The organism is Corynebacterium callunae DSM 20147, assembly GCF_000344785.1.
Classification (GTDB): domain Bacteria; phylum Actinomycetota; class Actinomycetes; order Mycobacteriales; family Mycobacteriaceae; genus Corynebacterium; species Corynebacterium callunae.
The window spans coordinates 2341994-2358889 of record NC_020506.1 but is presented as its reverse complement, the minus strand read 5'-3'; the positions used below and the strand labels follow the sequence as shown (position 1 = coordinate 2358889).

Below are 16896 nucleotides of genomic sequence, written 5' to 3'. Positions count from 1 at the left end.
CATGCTCGATTTCGCACAATGGCCTCAAAACAGCGATTTGTGTGGGATTCTGTCATTTTTGAGGCCACTAAGGGAACCGCAAACCACACAAATAAGTTGAAAAGTGAGATTTTTGCGGAATCTGGTCACTCCCATAGCACTCGCGACGCTCGCCTGTGGCGAACAAAGACCCTCCCTAGCATTCAGAGCGCTAAGATCGGGGCTTATGTCTTCTGAACGTTTAACTCCACCGGTCGCCCCAATCCGACCCAGCATTCGATCTTTCCATGGCATCGATTTCCAAGATGATTATGAATGGCTGCGGGATAAAGAATCTCAGGACACCCTGGATTATTTGGAAGCGGAAAATGCGTTCACCAAGCAGGAAACTGAGCACCTAGCAACGCTGCGCGACAATATCTATGAAGAGATGAAATCGCGCATTAAAGAAACCGATATGTCCATCCCAGTTCGCGCTGGTAAGTATTGGTATTACTCACGCACTGAAGAGGGAAAAAGCTATGGCTATTCCTGCCGTATTCCAGTAGCTGAAGGCTCTGATGAGTGGACTCCTCCCACGATTCCCGAAGGGAAGCCAGCAGTGGGGGAGGAGATTATCCTCGATGCCAATGAACTAGCTGCCGGCCATGATTTCTTCTCTATTGGAGCGTCCTCGGTCACTGTTTCGGGCCGCTATTTGGCGTATTCCATTGACACCACCGGCGAAGAGCGCTTTACCTTGCGCATTAAAGATTTAAAGACCGGAGAGCTTCTCGACGACACCCTGCAGGGCATCTTCTATGGTGCAACTTGGGTGGGCGAAGATTATCTTTTCTACCAGCGGGTGGATGATGCATGGCGTCCAGATACCATTTGGCGTCACAAGATCGGTACCCCGGTAGAAGAAGACGTCTTGGTTTATCACGAACCAGATGAGCGTTTTTCCACCTGGGTGGGAACCACACGTTCAGATAAGTACATTCTTATGGGCTGTGCCTCCAAGATCACCTCCGAAGTTCGCGTTTTGCCATTTGAGCAGCCAGAGGGCGAGCCCCAGGTGCTGATTCCCCGTGCAGAAGGCGTGGAATATGACATTGACCATGCAGTAATTGATGGCGAAGATGTCTGGCTGGTCACCCACAATGCAGAAGGCCCCAATTTCTCAGTGGGCTGGGCGCCAGTTGCAGAACTTAATTCTCTGGAGTCCTTGCATAGCTTGGTGGCACATGAGGATTCGGTACGTATTGAAGGTGTTGATACCTACCGCGACTTCATCATCCTGGGGTACAGGTCTAATGCAATTGGCCAGGTGGCCATCATGAAGCTTGTCGACGGTTCCTTTGGTGAATTTGAGCAATTGGAATTTGATGAAGAAATTTATACCGTTGCCTCCGGTGGAAATCCAGAATGGGATGCTCCGGTTATCCGCATTTCTTATGGCTCTTTCACTACGCCCTCCCAGCTTTTCAACTATTGGATTGCAACTGGCGAGCGCACCTTACTCAAGCAGCAGGAAGTCTTAGGCGGCTACAACCGAGCCGATTACACTTCTTCACGTTTGTGGGTAACTGCTGCCGATGGTGCCAAGATTCCCGTATCTTTGGTGCACCGTGCAGATATGGATCTAACTAAGCCAAACCCGGCATTGTTATATGGATATGGATCCTATGAATCCTCCATTGATCCAGGGTTTTCCATTGCACGATTGTCCTTGATGGATCGTGGAATGATTTTCGCAATTGCTCACGTTCGTGGTGGTGGCGAGATGGGCCGCGGATGGTATGACAATGGCAAGATGCTGACCAAGAAAAACACCTTCACTGACTTTATTGATGTCGCTGATGCACTCATTGCACAGGGACTTACTGCACCTGACATGTTGGTTGCGGAGGGTGGTTCGGCAGGTGGCATGCTCATGGGTGCTATCGCCAATATGGCAGGGGATCGTTTTAAAGCAATTGAAGCCAACGTTCCTTTTGTGGATCCTTTGACTTCAATGTTGATGCCAGAGTTGCCTTTGACAGTTATTGAGTGGGATGAGTGGGGCGATCCTTTGCACAATAAGGAGGTCTATGACTACATGGCTTCCTATGCTCCATATGAAAATGTGGAGGCCAAGAAATACCCCAATATCTTGGCAGTAACTTCACTTAATGACACCCGCGTGCTTTATGTGGAACCAGCAAAATGGGTGGCCAAGTTGCGATCAACTGCTACCGGTGGAGAGTTCCTCCTAAAGACCGAAATGGTTGCTGGTCATGGTGGAGTGTCGGGACGTTATGAGAAGTGGCGCGAGACCGCTTTTGAATACGGTTGGCTGATTAACCAGGCCACGGGCGTAACAGAATAAGACTGTTCGCCAAGCGAACAAGATTTTACCCCCAAAAACACTTTTGGGGGTATTTCTGTATTTTAGTAGAAATTTGCAAAGTTTGACATTACACCCGATTTAGGCCCCTGACGTGCGGTGCCATAAATTAGCACCAATTAATGCGCTGCGCCACAAAATTCGCACTTTGCGTCTTGGCCCAAACTTTTACATAATTTTCCCATTCCTGTCAGGGTGCTGATATTTAAATGTCACCTGGCAGCTCAATTAGTGGCATTGCTGAAACGATGCTTTCCCTTAGCTTGAAGAAGGATTCTCATGAGCTCGCATCCTGAGTCATCTCACAGCGACATTAAAAATGAGCACATCGTGGTAGCGAAACCGGCAAAGAAGGATCGCACCCACTGGCTCTACATCGCAGTAATCATTGCATTGATCGCTGGCATTACTGTTGGTCTAATTTCCCCAGAACTCGGCAAAGAGCTTAAAGTCCTGGGAACCATGTTTGTGTCTTTGATCAAGATGATCATCGCACCCGTTATCTTCTGTACCTTGGTGCTGGGCATTGGCTCAGTTAAGGCAGCAGCCACCGTTGGTCGTGCCGGCGGCATCGCACTGGCGTACTTCATCACCATGTCCACCTTCGCACTGGCTATCGGCCTGGTCGTAGGCAACCTCATCCAGCCAGGTTCAGGTCTGAACATTCCAGTGGATTCAGAATCTACTTTTGCTAAGCCTGAAGAAAGCCACGAAGGCTTGATGGGCTTTATTCAGTCCATCATCCCTGATACCTTCTTCTCTGCATTTACCAGCGGATCTGTGCTGCAGGTGCTCTTTATTGCCATCTTGGTTGGTTTTGCTGCGCAGTCCATGGGAGATAAAGGCCAGCCCATCTTGGACTTTGTGTCTCATATGCAGAAGTTGATCTTCAAGATCCTGAACTGGATTTTGTGGTTGGCTCCAGTTGGTGCCTTTGGCGCCATGGCCGGTGTTGTCGGTGAAACCGGATTTGATGCAGTTGTTCAGCTGGGCATTTTGATTCTGGCCTTCTACATCACCTGTTTCATCTTCATCTTCGGTATTTTGGGTGCAGTTCTTAAGGCCTTCACCGGCTTTAATATCTTCAAGCTGTGCCGCTACCTGGGCAAGGAATTCCTGCTGATTTTTGCAACTTCCTCCTCCGAGTCCGCACTGCCAAGCTTGATGCGCAAGATGGAGCACATTGGTGTTGCAAAGCCAACTGTCGGCATTGTTGTTCCAACCGGTTACTCCTTCAACCTGGATGGCACCGCAATCTACCTGACCATGGCATCCATCTTTATTGCTGATGCAATGAATGTAGAGATGAGCCTGGGTGAGCAAATTGGCCTCCTGGTCTTTATGATCATCGCTTCTAAGGGTGCAGCTGGTGTCTCCGGTGCGGGTATTGCAACTCTTGCCGCTGGTTTGTCCTCTCACCGCCCAGAACTTCTGCATGGTGTGGATGTCATCGTGGGTATTGATAAGTTCATGTCTGAGGCCCGTGCACTGACCAACTTTGCTGGTAACTCAGTGGCAACCTTGTTGGTTGGCAAGTGGACTGGCACTTTGGATTCAGCACGAGCACGCAGTGTACTTAATGGTGAAAACCCCTATGTAGAGGTTGAAGAATCAGAAGCTAACACTCATTAGCTTTCAACAAGACGATAACGGCCGGACGTGCAAGAATAATATGCATGTCCGGCCGTCTTCTTGTATCTGTTTCCAGTATTTTCGACCAGACCCGATCAGCGGCCGACGGGCTTATTAAAGACCTGCGCGCCGACGGGATCGAGGTCTCACTTTTGGTTGCGCCCCGTATTGACGGGGATTGGCGCCTTGCCAAAGATAAAGAAACCCGCAAGTGGTTAGAAAAACACCGCGAAATTGGCCATGAGCTGATCCTTAATGGATTTGATCAGCCAGTCCAAGGCCGACGTTCCGAGTTTGCCAGTTTGGAAGCCCATGAAGCGCGACTGCGCCTTATTGGAGCAATTAGGCAAATGGAAAAAATCGGCTTCAACTTTAGTGTTTTTGCCCCACCTAGGTGGCGCATGTCAGAGGGGACCTTTGAGGTTCTAAGTGAGTTTGATTTTGATTTTGCGGCCTCCACCAGGGGAATGCATAACTTAAAAACAGGGGACTTTCTTGCCTGCCGCAATCTTTCCGTCGGTGAAGGTTTTGGTGCAGCTAAATGGTGGCGCAAAAATGTCATTAATGCAGTCTCACGTGGCGCAGCACGTGGCAATACCGTGCGTTTATCCGCCTCGGCTCGAAACTTGGAGAATCCGAAGGTGGCACGTGATTTTCGCAATGCAGCATTGGGCGCTTTAGCACTAGGTGCACAACCGCAAAGTTATTCTCAAGCCATGCAACGCTAAACCCCCTGCAGACCCTAAGGTCTGCAGGGGGAGGCGTCGAAAAGCGTCTTAGAACTTCAGGAATGGCAGAGCGAAGCCGATTGCTGCCAAGATGGCGGCAATGACAGCCCACACGGTGCGGCTGGGGGAGCTGCCGGTGGCATTGTCTTCGTCATCACTGTCATCACTGTCATCACCAGGGACGACTGGGGCGTCCACGGACTCAAGGTTGAAACCAACCTTGATGGGATCGTGGTCTGAGGAGCGGAAAGGATCAGCCGCAAAAACATCGGTGGTGTTGTTGAGGCGACGGGAGTACTCAAAAGCGATGGATTCATCGGCGTTGATATCCCAGACCTCGGCGTCGACCACGTTGTCCATTGCTTCAGCATTGCCCAACGCGTGGTCGAGGGAACCAATGCGACCATCAAATTGGTAGCTCTGGCCAGCATTAAACTGCTCGGCAATATTGCTAAAACCAGCGCCATAAAGGGTGGTCATTGAAGCTTCTTTGCTGTAGGAGTTGGTATCGCCCAGGATAAACACTGGCTTGGAAGCCCAGTCATCCTGGTTCTCCAGGTGGTCAATAAGCGCCTGCGCCTGAGCGACGCGGATATTTGCGTTGTTGCCCTGGCCATCACCGGTGTCGGCATCGCCATTGGCAACAGAACCCTTGGACTTGAAGTGGTTAACTACGCCCACGAAGGATTCCTTGGTTTCATCCAGTGGCTGGAATTCCTGGGCCAAAGGCTGACGTGCGGTGCCGGTGAAAGCAGGATCATCAAAGATGCGGGATTCGCCAACTGGTTTTACCGTGGTCTTGTCGTAAATGAAAGCAACACGAATATAATCCTCATCGGTGCCAAGCTGGGTGGGGGATTCCACAGCAGCCCAACGCTCGGTGCCAGCAGCTGCATTTAGAGCATCAACCAGGGTATTCAGCGCTTCATCGCGGCGGGTGATATCGCCGGTGACAGTTGCGGTGTTCTCAATTTCTTCCAAGCCCAAAACATCAACGTCCAAGCGGTTGATGGCGTCGACGATCTTGCTTTGCTGATCAGCCAAAGCTTCAGCAGTATAAGCACCACGGACATCACAGTTATTGGCGGTTACTGGAGTGCCATTGATATCGGTATAAGCCTCGCAGCCTTCCTCATTCATGCCGAGGGAGGTGAAGTAGTTGAGCACGTTGAAGCTGGCGATGTGGTACTCGCCAGCTACTGCATCAATGGAAGCAAGTTCAGTCGCACGGGAATCTTCCCAAGTAATAGGCAGCTGGGCAGCAGTAGCATTGCCGGTTACTGGGGTGGTGGGCTGGAATTTCCACAGGTCATAGCGGGAATCAAAGATTACAGGAGCCTGGAAATCAACCTGATCGCCAGCCCGAATAGCCTTTACGGTGGAGCCACCATCTTGCACGATCCAGGGCATTGGAATGGTCTTATCGCCACGGGTGTAGTTGCCGGAGCGACCATCATCAAGGGTGATTTCCTTGGCTGCATTGGCTGCTTCATAATCAATTGCAGCCTGACCTGGAGCTACCACATCAGTTGCCTGGTAGAGGGGCTCGGTGCCAGGGGCCAGGGCGATTTCACCATAGGTATTCAGCCCGTAGTTGTTGGTCACGGTATGTGCGCCGGTGGGCTGCAACAACATACCCTCATAAGCCTCGCGGATATCATCACCTGCAGGAACTGTATCCAATGCAAGTGGGGTCACCGGAGCTAGTGGTGCTGCAGCAGGTGCAAAGGTGGTGCCGGAGAGCTGAGTCATTCCATAGTATTCTGCAGCCGTTCCGGTGACGGTGAGGGAATCGCCTACTGCTGGGTAGCTGCCATTGCTGCCAACATAAACAAAGATGCCATCAGAGGCCTGACCTGCAGTTTTTTCTGCGGTGCCGGTGCCAGCAGTCTGGAGGTAGTAACCATTAAATCCGCCCTCTGCATAAACTGCGGTGACCACACCTTCGGTGGTAACCAGCTGGCCTGCCAGTGGGGTTTCCGCGCCGGTGCCCTGAATTTCTGCAATAGGGGTGATTGTTCCAGGGACTACCGGATCTTCTGGATCTTCAGGGTCTTCTGGGTTTTGGGTGGTGCCGGAAGCAGTTGGGGTGGGAGTTGCTACCTGGAAATCTACAAAGTTGTTATCGGTATCTACACCTGCAGTAATTCGCTGTGCGGACACGGGGTTGCTGGTGGCTGCAGTTGCTGCGCCCTCAAACTTATTGGCGCTACCAAAACCGATAAGGTCAACAACCTCGCCACTGCCATTTTTCAGCTCAACTGCGCCATTGGTACCACTCATGGTCAAGGTTCCGGTGGCATCCGGGGTGGGCAGTGCGCCAGTTGCATTTGCACCTGCAGATTGTTGAATGAGGTAGTAGCTACCTGGAGCGATGCTGCCGGACAAGGTGGTGGTGCCACCCAGGTTGCCGCTGGAAGAGTAGTAGGAAACACTCCATCCATCTAGGGAAACAGCGGTTGCGGTCGGGTTATAAAGCTCGATGAAGTCATTGGAATAGACGGAGCCATTATTTCCGCCACCTCCATAAACCTCATTGATAACCGGGAGAGTGTTGCTTGGAGCAGCGGTTGCCTGTGGGACTACAGCCAGGCTGGCAGCGGTTGCACCAGCAAGTGCCAGTGCCAGGGTGCGCGCAGAAATGCGAGTCATGTACGAAGACCTTTGTTCAGATGAGAAAAATCCTTAACAAACGTATGACTTACCGGAAAAACTGAAGCTGCGCTGAGTGCGAGTTTTAATTCAGCTGGGAGTTTACGCAAGCGCTGCCAAAAGTTCATTTATATTCTGTCGCCGATTAAATTTTTCTCCGCAAAACTCCCTGGGTTCAACCCCTCAACTAGGGTGGCGTTTATGGGTACCTTAAAAGATCAAAAAATAACGCTTAACGACGGAACCGAGACCACGATGGGCCAATGGGCCGATAAATTGCTCTTGGTAGTTAATGTGGCCTCGCAATGTGGTTTAACTCCGCAATATGAAGGGCTGCAGCGCCTTTATGAGAAGTACCAAGACCGTGGCCTTGTTGTGCTAGGTGTGCCATGCAATCAATTTAAAGGTCAAGAACCAGGAACTGATGCCCAGGTTTGTGCCTTTGTTCAAGATAATTACGGTGTTAGCTTCCCGCTTTTGGCAAAAACTGAGGTTAATGGGGAGAATGCTCACCCCCTTTATCGGGAATTAAAATCAGCAACCGGTGGGGCGGAGATTCAATGGAATTTTGAGAAATTCCTGCTAAAAATTGATGGTAATACTATTGAGCGCTTTGCACCGCAGGTAGAACCAGAGTCAGAGGAGACTGTGCGCGCTATCGAGGCAAACTTACCCCTTTAAGAGCTGGCTAGGTTTGCCAAGTGCCACGGGTTACACTTGTGCACGTAAAACATTGTCGTCCCCATTTCTTGAGTTAGGGAAAATACCGTGGCCCGTGTTGTTGTCAATGTCATGCCTAAGGCTGAGATTCTGGATCCCCAGGGGCAGGCGGTACACCGCGCCCTTGGACGTATTGGAGTAACTGGAGTCTCCGATGTGCGTCAGGGAAAGCGCTTCGAACTAGAAGTTGATGATTCCGTCACCGAAGCTGATCTGCAGAAGGTCGCTGAAACGCTCCTCGCAAACACCGTCATCGAGGATTTCGATGTTGTAGGAGTTGAGATCGCCAAGTGAGCGCCAAAATCGGTGTAATTACTTTCCCAGGAACCCTAGATGACGTCGACGCAGCACGCGCCGCACGCATTGCCGGCGCAGAAGTAATCAGCCTCTGGCATGCAGATGAAGATCTCAAGGGAGTAGACGCCGTGGTTGTGCCCGGCGGTTTCTCCTATGGTGACTACCTGCGCACCGGTGCTATTTCTGCACTAGCTCCAGTTATGCAATCTGTTATTGAGCAGGCCGGAAAGGGCATGCCAGTACTCGGAATTTGCAATGGCTTCCAGATTCTTACCGAGGCTCGTTTGCTGCCCGGCGCATTGACCCGCAACCAGGGTCTGCACTTCCACTGCGTGGATACCCACCTCGTTGTGGAAAATAACACCACTGCCTGGACCAACACCTTGGAACAGGGACAGAAGATCCTCATCCCAGCTAAGCACGGCGAAGGCCGCTTCCAGGCTGATGCAGAAACCATCGCAGAACTCGAAGGCGAAGGCCGCGTGGTTTTCCGCTATACCGATAATTTCAACGGATCCGTCAATGAAATCGCCGGTATTACCAATAAGACCGGACGTGTTGTCGGCTTGATGCCACACCCAGAGCACGCCGTCGAAAAGCTCACTGGCCCGTCTGTTGACGGCCTTGAGCTCTTCCTGTCCGCCATCGGCACCATCGCTGCCTAAGGAGTCAGAGAAAAATATGAGCACCTTTATCAACGACACTGTCGAGGACGCCATCAAGAACCCAGACCTGGAGCAGCCTTATGCTGCTTTGGGCCTGAAAGACGATGAGTACGCCCGCATCAAAGAAATCCTTGGTCGCCGCCCTACCGACGCTGAGCTGACCGTTTACTCCGTAATGTGGTCCGAGCACTGCTCCTACAAGTCCTCCAAGGTTCACCTGCGTTACTTCGGTGAAACCACCACCCCGGAGATGGCTGAAAAGATCTTGGCCGGCATTGGCGAAAACGCTGGTGTGGTCGACATCGGAGACGGCAACGCTGTGACCTTCCGCGTTGAGTCCCACAACCATCCATCCTTCGTGGAACCACACCAGGGTGCAGCAACCGGCGTCGGCGGTATTGTCCGTGACATCATGGCCATGGGTGCACGCCCAATTGCTGTGATGGATCAGCTGCGCTTTGGTGCAGTAGACAACCCTGATACCCAGCGCGTTTTGCCTGGCGTAGTTGACGGTATTTCCCACTACGGCAACTGTCTCGGCCTGCCAAACATCGGTGGCGAGACCGTCTTTGATGATTCCTACGCTGGCAACCCACTGGTTAACGCACTCTGCGTGGGCACCCTGAAGGTTGAAGACCTCAAGCTGGCTTTTGCCTCCGGTACCGGCAATAAGGTTATCCTCTTCGGTTCCCGCACCGGCCTTGATGGCATCGGCGGCGTATCCGTTTTGGGTTCTGCTTCCTTCGAGGAAGGCGAGGAGCGCAAGCTTCCAGCCGTCCAGGTTGGTGACCCATTTGCTGAAAAGGTCCTTATCGAATGCTGCCTCGAGCTTTATAAGGCTGGCGTTGTGGTTGGTATCCAGGACCTCGGTGGCGGCGGACTTGCCTGCGCTACCTCTGAGCTGGCAGCTGCTGGCGACGGCGGAATGCGCGTCAACTTGGACAATGTTCCACTGCGTGCAGAGAACATGTCTGCAGCTGAGATCTTGGCTTCTGAGTCCCAGGAGCGCATGTGTGCTGTTGTGACCCCAGAAAACGTTGATCGTTTCTTGGAGATCTGCGCTAAGTGGGATGTCACCTGTGCTGAAATCGGCGAAGTTACCGATGAGAAGGGCCGTTACTTGGTCCTCCACAACGGTGAAGTTGTTATCGACGCACCTGCTGCAACCATCGATGAAGGCCCAGTTTATAACCGCCCAGTAGCTCGCCCTGAGAACCAGGATGAGCTGCAGCTGGAAGCTGAAATTGCGCACCCAGTAGATGCTGCAGAGATCAAGAACGCATGGCTGCAGCTGGTATCTTCCCCAGCCCTGTGCTCCCGTGCTTTCATCACCGAGCAGTATGACCGCTATGTGCGTGGCAACACCGTACAGGCCAAGAACGCCAATGCTGGCGTTTTGCGTATCGACGAAGAGACCAACCGTGGTGTTGCAATCTCCGCAGATGCTTCTGGTCGTTACACCAAGCTTGAGCCCAACACTGGTGCTCGTCTGGCTTTGGCTGAGGCTTATCGCAACGTGGTTTCCACCGGTGCTCGTCCGGTAGCAGTAACCAACTGCCTGAACTTCGGTTCCCCTGAGAACCCAGGTGTGATGTGGCAGTTCAAGGAAGCCGTCCACGGTATTGCTGACGGTTCCAAGGAACTGGGCATTCCAGTTTCTGGCGGAAACGTCTCCTTCTACAACCAGACCGGCGAAGAGCCAATTCTGCCTACTCCTGTAGTTGGCGTGCTTGGCGTGTTGGACAATGTAGAAAACAGCATCGGAAACGTGCTTCCGGCAGAAGACCAGGATCTCTACTTGCTCGGCGAGACCTTCGATGAATTCGGTGGATCCGTCTGGCAGCAGATCTCCGGCGCTGGACTTAACGGTCTGCCACCACAGGTTGATCTCGCTAATGAGCAGCGTCTGGCAGAACTCTTTGTAGGTTCTGATCTCTTCACCGCTTCCCATGACCTTTCCGAAGGCGGCTTGGGTCAGACCTTGGCTGAGCTGGCAATCCATGCCAACAAGGGCATTGAGGCTAATCTTGCACAGATTCACCCATCCTTGTTCACCTCTTTGTTTGCAGAATCTGCTTCTCGCATCGTGGTTGCAACCAACCGTGGCGCAGAACTAGAAGCACGCGCAGCAGAACTTGGTGTTCCTGCTTTCAAGCTGGGTCGCACCAATGACTCTGCAGTGATCAGCGTCCAGGGCGCAGATATCACTGTTGAGGTGTCTGTAGAAGAGCTTCGCGAGGCTTGGACCAACACCTTGCCAGAGGCTTTTGGACACGCCGTCGGCGCTAATTCTGTAGTTCAATAAAAAACAGTCTTAGGACGCCGTAGAATTAATCCGGGCTCGCAGTTGTGAGCCCGGGTTTTTTGTCCCTTAAAATATATTGAGAATGTATTAATAGTGGAAGGAGGAAACGGGAAATGGCACGTGATCAGGGAAAGAATATCCACAAAGACACTCAAGAGCCAGGAGAATTCAAAAAAGCAGTCCGCAGAGTTACCGGGGGGCATTTTGATGAACCCCTTATTGAGCTCAGAAAATATGTGCTTGATAGAGGCGAAAGGCCCGTTACTCGCGGGCTCTTCCATCTAATTGCGGCATTCCTCAGTGTGATTTCGGGATCAATCTTAACGACCATCGCTTGGATTGATTTGGAGTGGTGGCAAGCGCTCGGCGTTACCATTTATGCCGTCGCAATGCTGGGACTCTTTGGAGTCTCTGCGGCCTATCACCGTGGGCCATGGCGGCGTATGCGCACCGTGGCTTGGTGGCGTCGTGCAGACCATTCCACCATCGCGGTGTTTATCGCAGCGACCTACACCCCGCTTTGTCTATTGGTGCTGGAGCCGCGAACAGCAGCCTGGATGTTAACAATTGCGTGGATTGGTGCCATCGCCAGCGTCATCATGAACATGGTGTGGATTAACCACCCACGCTGGCTCAGTGTCGCGGTGTACCTCGCCTTGGGTTGGTTGATTGTGCCTTTGATTCCTGAGCTTTGGGCTGGAGCTGGACATACCGTCGTGTGGCTGCTGTTAGTCGGTGGCATTGTTTATAGCCTCGGTGCACTGGTTTATGGATTCCGCTGGCCAGGACGTAATGCCAGAATTCTGGGTTATCATGAGCATTTCCACTTGGCGACAATCGTGGCCGCAGTAATCCACCTCATAGCAGTGTGGATGGTTGTTGCCAACGCTTAAACGTTTTTAAGCGCAGCAATTTAAACACAGGGGGTAAAAATATTCCCGTTAGTTAACTAAAGCTCTTGTTAACTAACGGGAATATTTTTGTGTTTGCTCAGACTAGGTTAGCTTTGCTCAGCCCAGTTTTGGCTAGTCAATCTGCATGGGAACGAGGCGAGGGAAGAGAGGCATAGGGGAGTACTCTGCACGCAGTTCGCGCAAGATGTTGGCGTGTTCGGCCAACTGGATATCCTCTGGGGTGCGTGGCACAAATTGTGGTGCTGGCAACGGTTCTCCATCAATATCGATGCCAATGTAGGTAACAGTGGCATGGATAGCGGTTTCGAGCTCGGCGCGGCCACGGTGGGCATCTCCGGCACGGACATGAATCGACATCTGCATTGAGCGCTTATCGGTACGCATTAGGCGGGCATCAACTTCGATGAGGTCACCGATTTGAATGGGCTGATAAAAACGAATTCCACCGGCATAAACTGCGACGGTGTGATTGGAAGACCACTCCATGGTGCAGGCAGCACCAGCCTCATCAATCCACTCCATGGCAGTACCACCGTGGACTTTTCCACCCCAGTTAACATCGGTTGGCTTAGCCAAGAAACGCGTAATCAAACGAGGTGCCTCAGAAGGACCATCGTAGGTTTGCTTTTCCATTTCTGCCTCAATAGCCTTGCGCAACAAAATGCGAGACTGTGCAGACTCCAAAACACGCTGCTCTTCTTCATCCTTAGGCACAAAGGTCGGTACAGCTTGTGCGCGGCCAGTAGCAGTATCTTTTGCCACGAAAATAACCAGGCAGTCGCAGGCGCGCGTATAACGGCCATCACGAGGGTCAGCAGAGAGCACTTCATTAACAATGTGCATGGAAGAACGGCCGGTCATTGCCACGCGGGAACGCACCTCAACCATGTGTCCGGAAGGAATCGGGCGGGTGAAATGAATGTGACCAACATATGCAGTCACGCAATAAGTGCCAGACCATTGGGTGGCACAGGCATAAGCTGCCTTATCGATCCACTCCAGCACACGACCACCGCCAACGCCGTGGCTACCAGCCATCAACACGTCAGTTGGGGCGGCCATAAAACGGAGGGTGACCTCGGGTGAGCGAGTGTTATTTTCGGAGTGCGTCTCAGACATAGGGATACTTTAACGGTTCGTACTAGGGTAAGTGCTCATGAGGATTGATCCCGCCGAAACGCGAGCCGCAGTTCTTGCCGTGCAAGACTGGATTAAAGACATAGAAAATACCGAAAAGCCAGGTAAAAAGCTGCTTGCCGACGCCACCCGGCTCACCGCCCGACTGTTAGCACAAGACGCGCCGGGGCACAGCGTCGAAGTTCGAGTACCCCCATTTGTGGCAGTGCAATGTATCGAAGGACCACGCCACACTCGTGGCACACCACCCAATGTTGTGGAAACCGATGCGCACACCTGGTTGAGCCTGGCAACAGGAAAAATAACCTTTGAAGAGGGCGTGGCAAGCGGCAAGATCAGTGCTTCTGGTACCCGCACAGGGGAGATTGCACAGTGGTTGCCAGTGGTGCCAATTTAGGTTCTTAGAAGCGTATTAGTTTCTGAGGAAGTGAAAGACTACGATTTGTGCATGTGGCACTAAATGATCAGCACACGCTCCCTGGTTCTATGGTAAACACCGATTATCCCTACGATGATCACAACGAACAAGCTCCGCGTGAAGAATGCGGCGTGTTTGGTGTGTGGGCACCGGGCGAAGAAGTTGCAAAGCTAACCTATTTCGGACTTTTTGCCCTCCAGCACCGTGGCCAAGAGGCTGCCGGCATTGCTGTGGGTGATGGTGAACAAATTTTGGTCTTTAAAGACTTGGGCCTAGTGTCACAAGTTTTTGATGAACCAATTTTGGAATCACTCCGAGGCAATATTGCTATCGGACACACCCGTTACACCACCGCAGGTGGCAATACCTGGGAAAATGCCCAGCCCATGTTCCGCATGGCGCCGGATGGAACAGATATTGCCCTCGGTCATAACGGCAACCTTATTAACCACATTGAACTACGTGATCGCGCCACCAAACTTGGTCTGGTAGATCCACTTAAAAAGCCTTCCGATACCGATGTTCTCACCGCACTTATGGCTAATGGCGTCGGAGAAGGTCGCACCCTTTTTGATTCAGCCAAGGCCTTGCTCCCAGAGGTAGAAGGCGCATACTGCCTTACTTTCACCGATGGGCACACCCTTTATGCAGCTCGTGACCCATATGGCATCCGCCCTCTTTCCATTGGACGTTTGTCCAGCGGTTGGGTAGTTGCCTCCGAAACCTCCGCTTTGGACATCGTTGGTGCATCATTGGTGCGCGAAGTTGAACCAGGCGAACTGATTGCCATTGATGAATCTGGTCTTACCTCCACTCGTTTTGCAGAGGTCCAGCGCAAGGGTTGCGTATTTGAATACGTTTACCTCGCGCGCCCGGACTCTGTGATTAAGGGACGCAATGTCAATGAAGTGCGTCTTGAGATTGGCCGCAAGCTAGCCAAGGAAGCTCCTGCAGTGGGCGACCTTGTTATTCCAACTCCAGAATCTGGAACTCCAGCTGCAGTGGGCTTCGCTCAAGCATCCGGCATTCCTTTTGGCCAAGGCATGGTGAAAAATGCCTATGTCGGACGTACTTTTATTCAGCCTTCTGACACTCTGCGCCAATTGGGTATCCGCCTCAAGCTCAACCCTTTGCGCGAAGTTATCGCCGGCAAGCGCCTTGTTGTGGTTGATGATTCCATCGTCCGTGGTAACACCCAGCGCGCGGTAATTCGCATGCTGCGTGAGGCTGGCGCTGCTGAGGTACACGTACGTATCGCGTCCCCACCTGTGAAGTGGCCTTGCTTCTATGGCATTGACTTTGCTACTCCAGGTGAGCTTATTGCCAATGCTGTAACAAGTGACAATGAGAAGGAAATGGTGGAAGCCGTACGTTCCGCCATCGGTGCCGATTCTCTCGGTTATGTCTCCATTGACAGTATGGTGGAGGCAACGGAACAGCCGGTTAATGAGCTGTGTCTAGCCTGCTTTGATGGCAATTACCCAATGGGACTGCCACAGGGCAATAGCAATGCTGACCTGGTGCGCAAGATGCAAGCTGCACGCCAGGATAAGATTGCGAACTAAGTAGCTTTTAGTTCACAACCTTTATTTTGAAAATTCTTAATCCAAAACCCAAGCAGGAGAAGCGAAGAACACGATGAGTGATCACCAGGACACCACCGCCGAAGGCGTTTCATACGCAGCTGCCGGAGTCGATATTGAAGCCGGCGATCGCGCCGTCGAATTGTTCGCTCCACTGGCAAAGCGTGCTACCCGCCCCGAGGTTCGGGGTAACCTAGGCGGCTTTGCCGGCCTTTTTGAGCTCGGTAAGTACAAGAACCCTATTCTCGCTGCTGGCTCTGATGGAGTTGGAACCAAGCTTGTTATTGCCCAGATGATGGACAAACACGACACCATTGGTATTGACCTCGTCGCAATGTGCGTTGATGACCTCGTGGTCACCGGCGCTGAGCCACTTTTCCTGCAGGATTACATTGCTATCGGCAAGGTTGTTCCAGAGCATGTCGCTGAGATCGTCTCCGGCATCGCAGAAGGTTGTATCCAGGCTGGTTGTGCTTTGCTCGGCGGCGAAACTGCAGAGCACCCAGGCGTTATGGAGCCAAACCACTACGATGTCTCTGCAACTGCAGTTGGCGTTGTAGAAGCTGATGAGTTGCTGGGACCTGATCGTGTTCGCGCGGGCGATGTCCTTATCGGTATGGCTTCTTCTGGTCTGCACTCCAATGGTTATTCTTTGGCTCGCCACGTCCTTTTGGAAATGGCTGGTCTATCCCTCGATGGCCACATCGAAGAGCTTGGTCGCACCCTCGGCGAAGAGCTACTAGAGCCAACTCGTATTTACTCCAAGGACTGCCTTGCACTTATCGCTGAGTGCGAAGTTCACACCTTCTGCCACGTCACCGGTGGTGGACTAGCAGGCAACCTGGAGCGCGTTATCCCAGAAGGTCTTGTTGCTGAGATGTCTCGCGGTACCTGGACCCCTGGACAGATCTTCCGCACCATTGCTTCTTTGGGCAAGGTTCCTCGCGAAGAGATGGAAAAGACCTTCAACATGGGTGTTGGCATGGTTGCAGTTGTTGCTGAAAAGGACCGCGATCGCGCCTTGGCAATGCTGACTGCTCGCCACATTGATTGCTGGGAGCTGGGCACCGTACGCAACGGTGAGACCGGCGAAGCTCGCGTTATTCTTAACGGTGAGCACCCAGGCTACTAAGCACGAAGTGTTTTAAGCTTAAAAACCAAAAATAATCTGATCTCCCTCAGTAGTGTGGGGGATCAGATCATTTTTATACCCACCATTGTCAAACACATCTATTAGGGGGTTAAAACCGCTCTCAGAGGGCGGTGGAAGGCTTGAAAACGCCAACGACGGCACACGGCTTGTCTCGGGCGAAGTCCTTGGAGTGCGGGAACACAGAGGGAAGTACTCCACAAACTTGTCCGGGAAAAACCATGTGCCGTCGTTGACGGTAGTAGTGAACGGGACGTTGACCGTTAGAGAGGTGAAAGTTACACCTTGAAACGGTCTCAAAGCCACCGGATGATGAGGTTAAAGGTGCTTATCTAAGCCTGTGGTGAG

13 protein-coding genes are annotated in these 16896 nt (G+C 52.2%); 11 read left to right on the top strand and 2 right to left on the bottom strand.

The annotated features are described in order from the left end of the window. The first annotated feature begins 205 nt into the window (after positions 1–205). The 3 genes from H924_RS11045 to H924_RS11035 all read left to right on the top strand — a co-directional run bounded on the left by H924_RS11045 (position 206) and on the right by H924_RS11035 (position 4707). A complete protein-coding gene (locus H924_RS11045; RefSeq protein ID WP_015652034.1) occupies positions 206–2329 on the top strand; it encodes a S9 family peptidase in 2124 nt (707 codons plus the stop codon). A gap of 297 nt (positions 2330–2626) precedes the next feature. Beyond that, the gene (locus tag H924_RS11040; RefSeq protein ID WP_015652033.1) at positions 2627–3979 is read left to right on the top strand and encodes a C4-dicarboxylate transporter DctA; all 1353 of its coding nucleotides are present in this window, start codon (positions 2627–2629) and stop codon (positions 3977–3979) included. Positions 3980–4023: 44 nt separating this feature from the next. Then, positions 4024–4707 (top strand): DUF2334 domain-containing protein, encoded by a 684-nt coding sequence (locus H924_RS11035; RefSeq protein WP_015652032.1) that lies wholly within the window; start codon positions 4024–4026, stop codon positions 4705–4707. Between the two features lie 48 nt (positions 4708–4755). Here the strand turns inward: H924_RS11035 and H924_RS11030 are convergent, their stop codons facing one another. Then, the gene (locus tag H924_RS11030; protein ID WP_015652031.1) at positions 4756–7359 is read right to left on the bottom strand and encodes an ExeM/NucH family extracellular endonuclease; all 2604 of its coding nucleotides are present in this window, start codon (positions 7357–7359) and stop codon (positions 4756–4758) included. A gap of 201 nt (positions 7360–7560) precedes the next feature. Here H924_RS11030 and H924_RS11025 point away from each other — a divergent pair, with 201 nt between their 5' ends. From H924_RS11025 to trhA, 5 genes are all read left to right on the top strand, one after another. Next, positions 7561–8040 carry a glutathione peroxidase gene (locus H924_RS11025; RefSeq protein ID WP_015652030.1) on the top strand — a complete coding sequence of 160 codons (480 nt, stop codon included), beginning with the start codon at positions 7561–7563 and terminating at the stop codon, positions 8038–8040. A gap of 87 nt (positions 8041–8127) precedes the next feature. Beyond that, positions 8128–8373: a phosphoribosylformylglycinamidine synthase subunit PurS gene (purS, locus tag H924_RS11020; RefSeq protein ID WP_015652029.1), complete on the top strand. Its 246-nt coding sequence runs from the start codon at positions 8128–8130 to the stop codon at positions 8371–8373. Further along, a complete protein-coding gene (gene purQ, locus H924_RS11015) occupies positions 8370–9041 on the top strand; it encodes a phosphoribosylformylglycinamidine synthase subunit PurQ (protein WP_015652028.1) in 672 nt (223 codons plus the stop codon). The genes purS and purQ overlap by 4 nt, the downstream gene beginning before the upstream one ends. A gap of 16 nt (positions 9042–9057) precedes the next feature. Continuing rightward, entirely contained in the window at positions 9058–11346 is a 2289-nt protein-coding gene (purL, locus tag H924_RS11010) for a phosphoribosylformylglycinamidine synthase subunit PurL (RefSeq protein ID WP_015652027.1), read from the top strand. Positions 11347–11459: 113 nt separating this feature from the next. Continuing rightward, positions 11460–12239 (top strand): PAQR family membrane homeostasis protein TrhA, encoded by a 780-nt coding sequence (trhA, locus tag H924_RS11005; protein ID WP_015652026.1) that lies wholly within the window; start codon positions 11460–11462, stop codon positions 12237–12239. Between the two features lie 132 nt (positions 12240–12371). Here trhA and H924_RS11000 read toward each other — a convergent pair whose 3' ends face one another. Further along, a complete protein-coding gene (locus H924_RS11000; RefSeq protein ID WP_015652025.1) occupies positions 12372–13379 on the bottom strand; it encodes an acyl-CoA thioesterase in 1008 nt (335 codons plus the stop codon). 37 nt (positions 13380–13416) lie between these two features. Between H924_RS11000 and H924_RS10995 the strand changes: the two genes are divergently transcribed. From H924_RS10995 to purM, 3 genes are all read left to right on the top strand, one after another. Continuing rightward, positions 13417–13794 carry a sterol carrier family protein gene (locus H924_RS10995; RefSeq protein ID WP_015652024.1) on the top strand — a complete coding sequence of 126 codons (378 nt, stop codon included), beginning with the start codon at positions 13417–13419 and terminating at the stop codon, positions 13792–13794. Positions 13795–13883: 89 nt separating this feature from the next. Then, entirely contained in the window at positions 13884–15380 is a 1497-nt protein-coding gene (gene purF / locus H924_RS10990) for an amidophosphoribosyltransferase (protein WP_029703047.1), read from the top strand. 73 nt (positions 15381–15453) lie between these two features. Next, positions 15454–16530, top strand: coding sequence for a phosphoribosylformylglycinamidine cyclo-ligase (gene purM, locus H924_RS10985; RefSeq protein ID WP_015652022.1), 1077 nt, complete (start codon positions 15454–15456; stop codon positions 16528–16530). Positions 16531–16896: the final 366 nt, after the last annotated feature.

What these genes read in the sequence shown, in the direction of transcription:
- H924_RS11045 (WP_015652034.1), top strand. Translation starts at nt 206, where the DNA reads ATGTCTTCTGAACGTTTAACTCCACCGGTCGCCCCAATCCGACCCAGC.
- H924_RS11040 (WP_015652033.1), top strand. Translation starts at nt 2,627, where the DNA reads ATGAGCTCGCATCCTGAGTCATCTCACAGCGACATTAAAAATGAGCAC.
- H924_RS11035 (WP_015652032.1), top strand. Translation starts at nt 4,024, where the DNA reads ATGTCCGGCCGTCTTCTTGTATCTGTTTCCAGTATTTTCGACCAGACC.
- H924_RS11030 (WP_015652031.1), bottom strand. Translation starts at nt 7,359, where the DNA reads ATGACTCGCATTTCTGCGCGCACCCTGGCACTGGCACTTGCTGGTGCA.
- H924_RS11025 (WP_015652030.1), top strand. Translation starts at nt 7,561, where the DNA reads ATGGGTACCTTAAAAGATCAAAAAATAACGCTTAACGACGGAACCGAG.
- purL (WP_015652027.1), top strand. Translation starts at nt 9,058, where the DNA reads ATGAGCACCTTTATCAACGACACTGTCGAGGACGCCATCAAGAACCCA.
- trhA (WP_015652026.1), top strand. Translation starts at nt 11,460, where the DNA reads ATGGCACGTGATCAGGGAAAGAATATCCACAAAGACACTCAAGAGCCA.
- H924_RS11000 (WP_015652025.1), bottom strand. Translation starts at nt 13,379, where the DNA reads ATGTCTGAGACGCACTCCGAAAATAACACTCGCTCACCCGAGGTCACC.
- H924_RS10995 (WP_015652024.1), top strand. Translation starts at nt 13,417, where the DNA reads ATGAGGATTGATCCCGCCGAAACGCGAGCCGCAGTTCTTGCCGTGCAA.
- purF (WP_029703047.1), top strand. Translation starts at nt 13,884, where the DNA reads ATGGTAAACACCGATTATCCCTACGATGATCACAACGAACAAGCTCCG.
- purM (WP_015652022.1), top strand. Translation starts at nt 15,454, where the DNA reads ATGAGTGATCACCAGGACACCACCGCCGAAGGCGTTTCATACGCAGCT.